At 57.5% G+C, this 12,227-nt stretch carries 10 protein-coding genes and 1 pseudogene; 6 read left to right on the plus strand and 5 right to left on the minus strand.

All coding sequences use genetic code 11. The features are described 5' to 3' along the window. Nucleotides 1–416: 416 nt before the first annotated feature. Nucleotides 417–953: a hypothetical protein gene (locus tag U367_RS0113755; RefSeq protein WP_028617421.1), complete on the minus strand. Its 537-nt coding sequence runs from the start codon at nucleotides 951–953 to the stop codon at nucleotides 417–419. Between the two features lie 419 nt (nucleotides 954–1,372). On the opposite strand from U367_RS0113755, the gene U367_RS0113760 reads away from it, so the two are divergent. Beyond that, on the plus strand, nucleotides 1,373–2,773 hold the full coding sequence (locus tag U367_RS0113760; RefSeq protein ID WP_028617422.1) for a hypothetical protein: 1,401 nt from the start codon (nucleotides 1,373–1,375) through the stop codon (nucleotides 2,771–2,773). A gap of 122 nt (nucleotides 2,774–2,895) precedes the next feature. Here U367_RS0113760 and U367_RS0113765 read toward each other — a convergent pair whose 3' ends face one another. Next, nucleotides 2,896–4,848, minus strand: a complete 1,953-nt coding sequence (locus U367_RS0113765) for a PIN-like domain-containing protein (RefSeq protein ID WP_028617423.1) — start codon at nucleotides 4,846–4,848, stop codon at nucleotides 2,896–2,898. Nucleotides 4,849–5,108: 260 nt separating this feature from the next. Between U367_RS0113765 and U367_RS01000000130130 the strand changes: the two are divergent. After that, nucleotides 5,109–5,708: pseudogene (locus U367_RS01000000130130) on the plus strand (mechanosensitive ion channel family protein); the annotation flags it as partial. A 68-nt stretch (nucleotides 5,709–5,776) separates the two neighbouring features. Here the strand turns inward: U367_RS01000000130130 and U367_RS0113775 are convergent. From U367_RS0113775 to U367_RS0113785, 3 genes are all read right to left on the minus strand, one after another. After that, nucleotides 5,777–6,643: a carboxylate/amino acid/amine transporter gene (locus U367_RS0113775; RefSeq protein ID WP_028617424.1), complete on the minus strand. Its 867-nt coding sequence runs from the start codon at nucleotides 6,641–6,643 to the stop codon at nucleotides 5,777–5,779. A gap of 202 nt (nucleotides 6,644–6,845) precedes the next feature. Then, nucleotides 6,846–7,445 carry an FMN-dependent NADH-azoreductase gene (locus tag U367_RS0113780; protein WP_028617425.1) on the minus strand — a complete coding sequence of 200 codons (600 nt, stop codon included), beginning with the start codon at nucleotides 7,443–7,445 and terminating at the stop codon, nucleotides 6,846–6,848. Nucleotides 7,446–7,584: 139 nt separating this feature from the next. Next, nucleotides 7,585–7,899, minus strand: coding sequence for a hypothetical protein (locus U367_RS0113785; protein ID WP_028617426.1), 315 nt, complete (start codon nucleotides 7,897–7,899; stop codon nucleotides 7,585–7,587). A 49-nt stretch (nucleotides 7,900–7,948) separates the two neighbouring features. Here U367_RS0113785 and U367_RS0113790 point away from each other — a divergent pair, with 49 nt between their 5' ends. The 4 genes from U367_RS0113790 (at nucleotide 7,949) to U367_RS0113805 (ending at nucleotide 12,172) form a co-directional block, all read left to right on the plus strand. After that, nucleotides 7,949–8,872 carry a LysR family transcriptional regulator gene (locus tag U367_RS0113790; protein WP_028617427.1) on the plus strand — a complete coding sequence of 308 codons (924 nt, stop codon included), beginning with the start codon at nucleotides 7,949–7,951 and terminating at the stop codon, nucleotides 8,870–8,872. Nucleotides 8,873–8,886: 14 nt separating this feature from the next. Beyond that, complete coding sequence (locus U367_RS0113795) at nucleotides 8,887–9,690, plus strand: alpha/beta fold hydrolase (RefSeq protein WP_028617428.1); 804 nt, start codon at nucleotides 8,887–8,889, stop codon at nucleotides 9,688–9,690. Nucleotides 9,691–9,693: 3 nt separating this feature from the next. Then, nucleotides 9,694–10,257 carry a peptidylprolyl isomerase A gene (locus tag U367_RS0113800; RefSeq protein ID WP_016979352.1) on the plus strand — a complete coding sequence of 188 codons (564 nt, stop codon included), beginning with the start codon at nucleotides 9,694–9,696 and terminating at the stop codon, nucleotides 10,255–10,257. 82 nt (nucleotides 10,258–10,339) lie between these two features. Next, nucleotides 10,340–12,172: an ABC transporter ATP-binding protein gene (locus U367_RS0113805; RefSeq protein WP_028617429.1), complete on the plus strand. Its 1,833-nt coding sequence runs from the start codon at nucleotides 10,340–10,342 to the stop codon at nucleotides 12,170–12,172. Nucleotides 12,173–12,227 lie beyond the last annotated feature (55 nt).

Here is a 12,227-nt window from a genome sequence, read left to right on the forward strand (position 1 = left end):
GTTCTAGGTGTCCATTTGTCCATCTCACTCACTACTAGGCGCTTAGGAGGCCCCATGGAGAAAATCGACTACGCCTTCTTAGCAGAATTGGCCAGCTGGTTGGACTGAGTGAGAGGCGCTCGATGAAATTGACGATTTGGTGTCACTAAAGTCATAAGCGAGTCATTTACCAACTGCGACTCTATTGAACCGTTCAGGTGATTATCCAGTGGGATGTCTAAAGAGCTTAGCCAGATAGCTGCGTAGTGAAGGCCTACAGCGTCCATGGTGGCTACCAGACAACTTACAGAGAGCCAAAGCACATCATCTGCCGGGAATTAGGGACTTCGGGCTGTGCTTTGCAACACCGTGCGCAGGCAAGGAGCAACGGTTTGCACTGCCCCAACCTGCATCAGCCCAATTTCTCAGCTCACTGATCAGAGGTCATTGAGCTTATACACATAGTCCGCCGCCTGCTCCTCTGCCTCTTCCCGGCTATCGCAACCAAAGATGTCCTGTAAATCGTCGAGCTCTGGAGCTTGACCCTCGATCGCCAGATCATCGTCATCGAAATCTTCATCCTCGCTGCCATGGCCCCTTTCAGCCCCTGACAGGTGCTCAGGCTCCTGACTTGTCTCCGGTTCGCTCTCTGGTCGTGTCATCACAGAGAAATGCTTATCCACCACGGCGTCCGTCTTCGCTTTAGCATCTTGGTATTCTTGACCCACACTAACGTCTTTCTTGACCATTGCATCAGAAACCTCAAACCAGGTTTTGACGCCGTCCTTGGTCGCTTCCACACCCTGCCGCTCCAGCGACTTGCTCAACAGGCCCGCCGCAACATCGTCGTCGTATTCATCCTTAATTGCAGCGAAATCGGAATAGTTATTCAGTAGGTTAGCCGTACCTTTAGGTTGTTTAGCCTGCTCTTCGCTCTCGGAAAGCTCCGAGCCGCCTTGATCATCGTTCGCCATAATGACTGCCTCCACGGTTTAGCCCTGGATCGCTTCTACATCGACCTCAATCGTTTCTGTCGCTTCTTGGCGTCCATTTAAGGGGGGGGCCCAGGCCCATACCAATCCTATAAACGAGGCGCTGCCATACCGTACATTGCCTAGCCTTCATCGTCATCTGAAGATTTTTTGACGCTTGAGACAGCGACGCTGGCTTTCTGGCTCTATTAAAGCTGTCAGTGCTACAGCACGCTCTGCTCATCCTTGTCAACCCAAAGACCGGTCGAGGAGCTTCAAGCATCTCCCCCACTGGCCTCTTGGATTGCACCGTACCCATGACACATCCCTTAGCCAATCGCGACCAATGCAAAATTGGCAAGTAGCCACCATCCGCTCCAAATCGCTATAGTCTCAGCCATACAAGGATGGACAGTGAATCCGTGACCTACGCATTGATAGACAACGCCACACTAACAGCCGTCCAGCGCGCCACCGGCGCGGTTGCGGTTAAGACCAGCGATACGATCAACGGGGACCTGTGCGCTTTAGAGAATTTCCTGCAAGGCAATCTCTTCTACGATGACCTCCTTTGCATAGACAACTACAAAGCTGAGCACAGAGACAGTCGGAAGCAGCAATTTCCTTACGTCCGCTTCTTGTCGCCCTCCGAGTTTGGGCTTGAGGGCGTGGACGCGGTCGCACAAAAAGAAGCAGCATCAATCCGTCCCGAAATTCGCGGGGGCGAGTTCGTGGACGAGGACTTCAGTGCCCTTTTGGAGCAACTGAAAATGAACATGGTCTGCACTTGGGATCAGGCCTCCAGCGTGTATTACCTGACCATGAGGATGCTGGGCTACCGTGGATCTGACGATTACAGCAAGTACAGCGCTTTAAGTGCGGCTATCTTCGCAGAGTTGAGTGATGCAGGCGAAACGCGCGGGCGCTGGTCGAAGGACGTCAAGCTTGTAAGCTCGGATGGTCACGTGTTCAGCAAGTCAGAGTTCTCAGAAAGTAGCCGGGGCGACTATGGTGGCCCCACTAGGCAGTTGGAGATGTTCGTCGCTTCCCTAAATTGGCTTGCCTACAAATCTATTTACTACTCGACTGCAGCCAAACACCTGAAGGCTGATTCGTTCATCCACCCCATCAGGCACGCTTATCAGGTGCACTGGATGAAGAAAGTCGGCGCCTTTGGCCATGATTTCACCGCCCGCCTCCTGGCCAACCTCGCGGACAAGACAAGAACGAGCATTTCAGAAATTCAATCGCACGGAGCAACCCAGACTGTCGCATTGGATCTGCCCCTGTTCTCGGCGTGGCTGACTCAATCTACCGGTAGCGTCTCCAATGCCATTGAGGCTGCCAGGCAGCTACGCAACGAAGGCCATTTCGTGACCATGCGTGAAACGCTCAAAGCAATTCGTATTGCTTTCGACGAGCAGGGTATTGCGAGCGGCAACAAGCGCATTACGAAGCTCATGGACGACGTAGATAAGATTTGCGGCGACCTTAGGCGTAGCTACGGTGTACGGTCTACTCAGGGCGTTCAGGGCAGCTTTCTCATTAAAACGGCAAGCTCAGTCACCAGCCTATTCGGGGTTTCACTACCTGACCGCGATTTCGCTCTCTCGACACCTGAGTTCATGAAATCAGAGTCGACCAAAGCCTTCACAACCGTCGTGAAGGACATAACCAAGGAGCTCACCTCAATGGAGCGCCTGGGGGGAGTACGAGATCTGATGGCCAAGTCTTTCAGAATCGATGGCGAAGATCCCGGTGGCCCCAAAGTTCAGGAACCGAGGTTCCGTTACGTGACATCCGGGTGGCAAAAACCTATGTGAAGGGGCTCCGCTAAGTGCGGGGCTGCCCAGAGCGCTCCTGACCAGAAACACTCAAAGCGCCATCGCTGCGGTTCGCTATCCGCTGCTGATGGCGTGAACGGTCAGCCGGTGCTGGAAAATGCTCAGTCAGCGTGCGGAGCTTCAAGCATCACACCAGGATTAAGCCAGCGATTATCCGGAATGTAGAAACGGGTATCGGCTTTGACAACGGGGTCAAGCTCCAACCCCAGCGCCCAATGCGGGATCGACAATCTGATAGCAATGTCGTCAACGATATCTTTTGCCCGATAAGACATTCGATACCGAACAAACCTGTCATCAGCTCCTGGCTCCGCAGCCACCAAAATCTCCTGACCATCCAAGGTAATCGAGGTCAGCATCCGCTTTTCATCATCTTCAGCGTCTTGCCCATCTACGCGCTCTGAGCGCACCTCGACAAGACAACGCCGTTGATCCCCAGGCGAGAAAAAGAGGTTTGCGTGGGCAGCGTCAAGCTTGGTGCGGATAAAGGCTCTCACATCCGCGTAGTCATCCTTGGCAACGAGGGCTAACGGTCTAGCGAGCTCCCCCGCCTTGGGCGTTTCACGCAACTCCCCCTGTCCATTGAAGTAGATCTCATAAACGATGCCTGCCAAGACATATTTCGAAACTGGATCGGGGAATTTCTTAAGCCGCAAGTCAAGGTTTAGCATGAAGTCCATGGCTTTCTGAGCGTTGCCGCATGCAGCCTGATAGATATTTCTCCCTAAAACAAACCACGACGTTGCCGGATAGTCCTCGTGAAGAATGGTACCGATCTTAAGAATTGCGGGATTCTGTTCGTACCAGTTGTGCGACCGCAGCTTGCTGATTATGCCGTTGAGCGCATCGGGGCCGTCTGAATGGTAGTCAGCGTCACGATACCCCTGAACTTCGATCGCAAGCGCGATAGCCTCACCAGGGTTGACCTCCTCCAGTGGCAAGGGCTGATTTTGAGGAGCAGGATCTGGCTGGCCCGGCTGTTCTGGGACTACCTCGGCTTCGACAGGGTCGTCAGCAGCTTCTGCGCCCCCCTCCACCTCTGCCTCAAATTCGACATTAGTAGCGTCGACGCCTTCAGCAATTGATTCGGAAGCAGAATCGTCACTCGCGACTAGCTCGATCTGGATCGCTGCAGCCAACTGCCCTACAGTCAATGGATCGGTCTTCGACAGCCCCTCGACCAAGCTGAATAAGGTACAAATTGAAACATGCTCATGCCCAACTGCTTGCTTAAATTCAGAAACCAAGCGCGGGTCGATGATTTTTAGAACAGGGGCTTTATTCGGCACCGGCTTTACAGTCCCTCGCACAGAATCAAGTCGCTTAGACGGCGCATATACCCAGTCCGACTTCTCATCGTTTGTCAAAAACAGCACGTGGGTGAAGTCGTTCTCACGCGCCTCGCTGTAACCAAGTATCTCAAGCCAAATGATTAAATCACCGAACCGGTTTTCAGGCTTTCCATCGTCCTTGAAGCCCGGCGGCAAACGGTGTTCGATCCGCGAAGGGCCTTCTTTGTTAGCGCGTTCGCATAGCGTGGCTACTGGCGATTCCAGCACGACTGGGCCGAAGATATCCTCGATCTCAGCATGGATCTTGTCGAAATCGAACTGGTGTTTGAAGGCCCGCGTGTACTGTTTCAGGCCGTCGATTGCTTGACGAAACCCAGCCAAGAAATCAGTCCGCGTACCTGGGAAACCTGAAGCAGCCAGAACATCTCTGTCGACAAAAAGCGAAGCAGTTTCCAGCATCGCCTCAAGCTGATTTCTCGGCTGGTCGTCCTTGCTTTTTGGCGTGTAGGTATGAAGCTGATTCTCTTTTAGTCGTGACAGATACTCCGTAGCGCACCAGGCGGGGAGAAAAAACCTCCCCTCGCCGATCGCCTTCGCCGCCCAATCAAAAAACTCCTGCCGTGCAGCAGCATGCAGCTTGAACAGGTAGGCGATGATGTTGGTGTCGATAAAGATCAGCGTGCTTCGGGCCTTCGCCAGGGTCGCAAGATCAGTGAGGAAGTCGTCTTTGGTCTGCTTCAGAAGGTTTTGCCCGAGCAACATTGCATAGTCCTTGGCGTTGGGGTCAGAAGAGGATAGCCGGACTGCATATGGGTGGCTACAGAGGTTGGGCTCAGTCCTTTGTAGAGAGGAAGGAGCCCTAGATTCGATGGTGCTTAGTCCAGAGCGTCACGATCTACATCGCCTGCCCCACTGGCGGTGTCCATTTCTAGCTGAAATTTATGGACTCGGTGCAGAAAGGCTGAAGGCGCGGATTCACTGGGGTTGAGGTGTCCATTTGTCCAGATGGGTCACTACTACCCTCTTTCGACAAGACCATCGTCTCCATCCCCACCTGGCGCCTGATGTCGGAGTCGTTCAAGAACTGGCGTGGCATGCAGGCCTCCGGCGGGCGCCGTATCAAGCGCAGCCTGTTCATCGACGCCAGCGGCGTGCGCTTCCTGCGCGACGACGAAGAACTGCGCATGACCCAGGTGCACTTGCTCACCGACTACATCGGGCGCAAGCAGGCCGAGCTCAAGGCCTGGAACGAAGCCCAGGGCCACAGCGCACAACTCTCGGCCAACCGCCGCCGCATGACCAACCTCGGCACCTTCCGCGCCTACGCCCTGGCCTACCTGAAAAGCCACCCGGACATCCAGCCGAACATGACCTGCATGGTGCGCCAGATGCAAACCACCGCCCAGGGCGTACCGCTGGAGATCTACTGCTTTACCCGCACCACGGCGTGGGCGGATTACGAGCGTATCCAGGGGGATATTTTTGATTACCTGCTGGCGGTACTGCCGGAGTTTGGCTTGAGCCTGTATCAGCAGCCGAGTGGCAATGACTTGCGTGCGGGGGTGTTGCCGGCGGTGTTGGGGGCTAGTCATTTGCCGACTCTGGACAACAAATCTGCCTGACGCCGCCACACCACTATGTATGGGAACGGGGTTAAGTGGGAGCGGGCTTGCTCGCTCCCACAGATGGTTCAGCGCAGGATCGGCTGTTTGCGCACACCCAACCGACCGATCCACACCGCCCCCAGAATCACCAACCCGCCCAACGCCAACCGCCCCAGCGGCTCATGCTGGTTCCAGATCAGCAAGTTCAGCAGCAACCCCACTGGCACATGCAGGTTATTCATCACTGCCAGCGTGCCGCCCTGCACCAGGCAAGCACCCTTGTTCCACCAGTACATGCCTAGCGCGGTGCTCACCAGCCCGAGGAACACCAATACGCCCCATTGCAGTGGCGCATCGGGCAAGAAATTGGCCTTGCCGAACAGCAGGAACGCCGGCAGCACCACCAGCAATGCCCCTACGTAGAAGAAACCAAAGCGGCGGTAATGCGGCAAGTCGCTTGGGTAGCGTTTGACCAGGTGCTTGTACATCACCTGTCCGGCGGCATAGGTGAAGTTGGCCAATTGCAGCAGCAGGAAGCCTCCCAGGAAGTGCGGAGTGATCTGGTCGAAGCGGATCACCGCCGCACCCGCCACCGCCACCAGCGCGGCAATCAGCGCCCAGGGGTTGAAGCGACGATTGAGTGCATCCTCGATAAGGGTCACGTGCAACGGCGTGAGGATGGTGAACAGCAACACTTCGGGCACAGTGAGCACGCGAAAGCTCAGGTACAGGCACACATAGGTCACGCCGAACTGCAACGCGCCGATCACCAGCAAGCCGCGCATGAAGCCCGGTTCCACCGAGCGCCAGCGGGTCAGCGGGATGAATACCAAGCCGGCCAGCAACACGCGCACCAGCACGGCGAAATAGCTGTCGACGTGACCGGCGAGGTATTCGCCGATCAAGCTGAAGGAAAATGCCTGAATCAGGGTGACAACCAGTAAGTAGCCCATGCGCGCCTCGTTTCGAATGGGCGGGACATTAAAGGTTTTCGACGGTTGAAGAAACTCGGCGCAAAAAAAACCCGACCTCGCTAAAGCGGCAGTCGGGCAGGAGCACTCAGGAGCAAAAGTGCAAAGGGAGGTCTGTTACGCGTACTTGAAGGGCTTGCGTGGGGCTAGATAAACATCGCGGGATTATCTGGCGATTAACGGATCAGGCGACCTGGGCCAACAGGGCCTTGGCGTGGTTGATGCCCTTCTCCTGGAAGTCACCACTAAGGTTCACCCCTTCGGCGTGAATGAAGGTCACGTCGTGAATCCCGATAAAAGCCATGACCTGACGCAGATAGGGTTCCTGGTGATCGGAACTGGCCCCGGTGTGAATGCCGCCGCGAGCGGTGAGCACGATGGCGCGTTTGCCAGTCAGCAGGCCCTGTGGCCCGGTGGCGGTGTACTTGAAGGTCACACCGGCCCGCAACACGTGATCCAGCCAGGCTTTGAGAGTGCTGGGGATGGCGAAGTTGTACATCGGCGCGGCCATCACCAGAACGTCGGCAGCCAACAACTCATTGGTCAATTCGTCGGAGCGGTCCAGGGACGCCTGCTCGCTGTCGTTGCGTTGATCCGCAGGTTTCATCCAGCCGCCGAGGAGGTTGGCGTCCAGGTGCGGAACCGGGTTGAGGGCCACATCGCGCACGGTGATCTGATCGGCCGGGTGAACGGCCTGCCACTGACTGATGAACTGCTGGGTCAGTTGGCGGGAAATCGAATCCTGCTGGCGGGCGCTGCTTTCGATGATCAGAACATTGGACATGGCTTTGTAGGCTCCATCGGAAATTGCTGTAAGGCGATGGAGTAGAGATTAAACAGAGCCAATTCGATTAAAAAGCGCAAAAAACTGCTATAACCCATCTATAAATTTGTTTATAAGCGGAGCGTGCTCCGCTGCTGGGTTACTTCGGTGCGCAAGCCAGGGCGATCCGCATCTTGATAATGGCGCGGTTGAACTTGACCGTGGTGTTGGTGCTTTTGCCTGCTGGCACCGTGACCGTGCGGCGACGCGGCGATTCCGGGCCGTTGGTGAAGATTACCGAGCAAACGGCATCGTTGGTGCCGTAGTTATTGAGCTGGATCGAGCTGATATCACCGTCCACATCGGAGGCGGTGTAATCAATGCTGACGCCGTCGATCTTTTTCGTCACGTCGATGGGGTACGCAAACGCGCTCAGCGGCAGCAGCGCCAGCAACACACAACAGAATTTTCTCATTCGGCAGTCTCCAATAAGGACTGTCAGCTTAGGACAAGAGGAACCCATCTTGAAAGCGCCCCGCGTTACCCTCGATCAATGGCGCACGCTGCAAGCCGTGGTCGACCATGGCGGCTTCGCCCAGGCGGCCGAAGCGCTGCACCGTTCGCAGTCCTCGGTGAGCTACACCGTGGCCCGCATGCAAGACCAGCTCGGCGTGCCGCTGCTGCGCATTGACGGGCGCAAGGCCGTGCTCACCGACGCCGGTGAAGTGCTGTTACGCCGCTCCCGGCAACTGGTGAAAAACGCCAGCCAGTTGGAAGACCTCGCCCACCATATGGAACAAGGCTGGGAAGCCGAGGTGCGGCTGGTGGTGGACGCGGCCTATCCAAACGCTCGCCTGGTACGCGCGCTCACCGCATTCATGCCGCAGAGCCGCGGTTGCCGTGTGCGCCTGCGTGAAGAAGTGCTGTCGGGTGTTGAAGAGTTGCTGATGGAAGGCGTGGCCGACCTGGCGATTTGCGGTTTCAGCATCCCAGGTTACTTGGGCACAGAAATGAGCGATGTGGAATTCGTCGCCGTGGCGCACCCCGAGCATACCTTGCACCGCATGAATCGCGAGTTGAGCTTCCAGGATCTGGAAAGCCAGATGCAGGTGGTGATCCGCGATTCCGGCCGCCAGCAACCACGGGATGTGGGCTGGCTCGGCGCCGAACAGCGCTGGACCGTCGGCAGCCTGGCTACCGCCGCCGCGTTTGTGGGCAGTGGCCTGGGCTTTGCGTGGCTGCCCCGACACATGATCGAACGCGAACTCGCCGAAGGCGTGCTCAAGCAACTCCCCCTGGAACAGGGCGGCAGCCGTCACCCCACGTTTTTTCTGTATTCCAATAAAGACAAACCCTTGGGCCCGGCAACGCAGATCCTCGTGGAACTGCTGCGCACCTTTGACACCGCCCCGTTGGACGCGCCTTTCGCCGCCCCACAGCAAGCCTGAAACGGAGTTCACGCATGGCCTGGTTCGACCACGAAGGATGCAGCCTGCACTACGAGGAATACGGCCACGGCACGCCGCTGATCCTGATCCACGGCCTGGGCTCCAGCAGCCAGGATTGGGAGCTGCAGATTCCGGTGCTGGCCAGGCATTACCGACTGATCGTGGTGGATGTTCGCGGCCACGGGCGCTCGGACAAACCGCGCGAACGCTACAGCATCCAGGGCTTCACCTTTGATCTGCTGGCGCTGATCGAACACTTGGACCTGCCACCCGCCCATGTGGTCGGCCTGTCCATGGGCGGCATGATCGCCTTCCAACTGGCAGTGGACGAACCCGCACAGGTCAAGAGCCTCTGCATAGTCAACAGCGCGCCGGAGGTGAAGGTGCGCAGTGCCGATGATTACTGGCAATGGGCCAAACGTTGGAGCCTGGCGCGCGTGCTCAGCCTGGCCACTATCGGCAAGGCGCTGGGCGACCGTTTGTTTCCCAAACCGGAGCAAACCGACCTGCGCCGCAAGATGGCTGAACGCTGGGCAAAAAACGACAAACGTGCTTATCTCGCCAGCTTCGATGCCATTGTGGGCTGGGGCGTGCAGGAACGACTTTCCAGAATCACCTGTCCAACCCTGGTCATCAGCGCCGACCACGACTACACCCCCGTGGCGCAGAAAGAAAACTATGTAAAACTGCTGCCCGATGCGCGACTGGTGGTGATCGAGGATTCCCGCCATGCCACGCCCTTGGATCAACCCGAAGTCTTTAACGCAACCCTGCTCGATTTTCTAAAGACAGTCGAAACCACTACCCAGGATCACTGACCCATGTTGAAAAAAATCGCCTTCTTTGCCGGTTCCGTTCTGTTCGCCGCCAACCTGATGGCCGCCGAGCCCGCCAAGGCGCCCCACGTATTGATCACCACCACCAACGGCGACATCGAGATCGAACTGGACCCGGTCAAGGCGCCGATCAGCACCAAAAACTTCCTGGCCTATGTCGACAAGGGCTTCTACACCAACACGATTTTCCACCGCGTGATCCCAGGCTTCATGGTCCAGGGCGGCGGGTTTACCGCACAGATGTCGCAGAAGCCGACCGAAGCACCGATCAAGAACGAAGCCAGCAACGGCCTGCATAACGTGCGTGGCACCCTGTCGATGGCGCGCACCAATGACCCGAATTCGGCCACCAGCCAATTCTTCATCAACGTCGCTGACAATGCCTTCCTCGACCCGGGCCGCGATGCCGGTTACGCCGTATTCGCCAAAGTGGTCAAGGGCATGGACGTGGTTGATGTGATCGTCAACTCGCAGACCACCACCAAGCAGGGCATGCAGAACGTGCCAATCGATCCTGTTGTGATCAAGTCGGCCAAGCGCATCGACTGAGGTCAGCAGGTAGCTCCGCGCGCAGCCCACAAGGCCGCGCGCGCATTTGAAAGGAGAGCCCGCCCCGCGGGCGTCATACCTAATGCTCTATCGTCGTTTTGAACAACTGATCGATATTTTCCGCGACGCCCCCAGCGAAGCCCCACCCGACAACGTCCTGCCCTTCTACCTCTACTACCTGCGCCAAGTGTGGCCGCATTTCGCCGCCTTGCTGGTGGTGGGCCTGATCGGGGCGCTGATCGAAGTGGCGCTGTTCAGCTACCTGAGCCGCATCATCGACCTGGCCCAAGGCACGCCGCCGGCCAACTTCTTCCAGTTGCATAGCACCGAGCTGATCTGGATGGCCGTGGTCGCCCTACTGCTGCGCCCGATCTTCGGCGCCCTGCATGACTTGCTGGTACACCAGACCATCAGCCCCGGCATGACCAGCCTGATCCGCTGGCAAAACCACAGTTACGTGCTCAAGCAGAGCCTGAATTTCTTCCAGAACGACTTCGCCGGGCGTATTGCCCAGCGCATCATGCAAACCGGCAACTCCTTGCGCGACTCTGCCGTGGCGGCAGTGGATGCGATCTGGCACGTGGCGATCTACGCCATCAGTTCCCTGGTGCTGTTTGCCGAAGCTGATTGGCGCCTGATGATCCCGCTGGTGACCTGGATCATTTGCTACAGCCTGGCGCTGCGCTTCTTCGTGCCACGGGTGAAGGAGCGCTCGGTGATTTCCTCCGAAGCGCGCTCCAAGTTGATGGGCCGCATCGTCGACGGCTACACCAACATCACCACCTTGAAGCTGTTCGCCCATACCCGCTATGAGCAGGAATACGCCAAGGAAGCGATCATCGAACAAACCGAAAAAACCCAGTTGGCTAGCCGCGTCGTCACCAGCATGGACATCGTGATCACCACCATGAACGGCCTGCTGATCGTCACAACCACCGGCCTGGCGTTGTGGCTGTGGACGCAGTCGCTGATCTCGGTGGGCGCAATTGCCCTGGCCACGGGTTTGGTGATCCGTATCGTCAACATGTCCGGCTGGATCATGTGGGTGGTCAACGGCATTTTCGAGAACATCGGCCAGGTGCAGGACGGTCTGAAGACCATCGCCCAGCCACTCGCCGTGATCGACCGCGAGAATGCCCCGCGCTTGAGCGTACCTCGGGGCGAAGTGCGTTTAGAACAGGTGGATTTCCACTACGGCAAGAAGAGCGGAATCATTGGCGGCCTGAACCTTGAGATCAAGGCCGGTGAAAAGATCGGCCTGATCGGGCCGTCGGGTGCCGGTAAGTCGACGTTGGTCAACCTGCTGCTGCGCCTGTACGACCTGCAAGGCGGACGCATCCTGATCGATGGTCAGAACATCGCCGACGTCGCCCAGGAATCCTTGCGCGAACAGATCGGCATGATCACCCAGGACACTTCGCTGCTGCACCGCTCCATCCGCGACAACCTGCTGTACGGCAAGCCGGATGCCACCGATGAAGAACTCTGGGCCGCCGTGCACAAGGCGCGTGCCGATGAGTTCATCCCGTTGCTGTCGGATTCCGAAGGCCGTACCGGGCTGGATGCGCATGTCGGTGAGCGCGGGGTGAAGCTCTCCGGCGGGCAGCGTCAACGCATCGCTATCGCCCGCGTGCTGCTCAAGGACGCGCCGATCCTGATCATGGACGAAGCCACCTCCGCGCTGGATTCGGAAGTGGAAGCGGCCATCCAGGAGAGCCTGGAAACCCTGATGCAGGGCAAGACGGTGATTGCGATCGCGCACCGGTTGTCGACCATTGCACGGATGGACCGCTTGGTGGTGCTGGAGAAAGGCCAGATTGCCGAGAGCGGCAGCCACGCCGAGTTGCTGGCCCATGGCGGGCTGTATGCGCGGTTGTGGCAGCACCAGACTGGAGGTTTTGTCGGTATCGACTAACCCCTCGCTCCTACACTTTTGCTGCAACCCTGCTGTAATCAGTGCAGTGCCCAGA

The sequence above is a fragment of the Pseudomonas canadensis genome (assembly GCF_000503215.1).
Classification (GTDB): Bacteria; Pseudomonadota; Gammaproteobacteria; order Pseudomonadales; family Pseudomonadaceae; genus Aquipseudomonas; species Aquipseudomonas canadensis.

What these genes read in the sequence shown, in the direction of transcription:
- U367_RS0113765 (WP_028617423.1), bottom strand. Translation starts at nt 4,848, where the DNA reads ATGTTGCTCGGGCAAAACCTTCTGAAGCAGACCAAAGACGACTTCCTC.
- U367_RS0113780 (WP_028617425.1), bottom strand. Translation starts at nt 7,445, where the DNA reads ATGTCCAATGTTCTGATCATCGAAAGCAGCGCCCGCCAGCAGGATTCG.
- U367_RS0113755 (WP_028617421.1), bottom strand. Translation starts at nt 953, where the DNA reads ATGGCGAACGATGATCAAGGCGGCTCGGAGCTTTCCGAGAGCGAAGAG.
- U367_RS0113795 (WP_028617428.1), top strand. Translation starts at nt 8,887, where the DNA reads ATGGCCTGGTTCGACCACGAAGGATGCAGCCTGCACTACGAGGAATAC.
- U367_RS0113785 (WP_028617426.1), bottom strand. Translation starts at nt 7,899, where the DNA reads ATGAGAAAATTCTGTTGTGTGTTGCTGGCGCTGCTGCCGCTGAGCGCG.
- U367_RS0113805 (WP_028617429.1), top strand. Translation starts at nt 10,340, where the DNA reads ATGCTCTATCGTCGTTTTGAACAACTGATCGATATTTTCCGCGACGCC.
- U367_RS0113800 (WP_016979352.1), top strand. Translation starts at nt 9,694, where the DNA reads ATGTTGAAAAAAATCGCCTTCTTTGCCGGTTCCGTTCTGTTCGCCGCC.
- U367_RS0113775 (WP_028617424.1), bottom strand. Translation starts at nt 6,643, where the DNA reads ATGGGCTACTTACTGGTTGTCACCCTGATTCAGGCATTTTCCTTCAGC.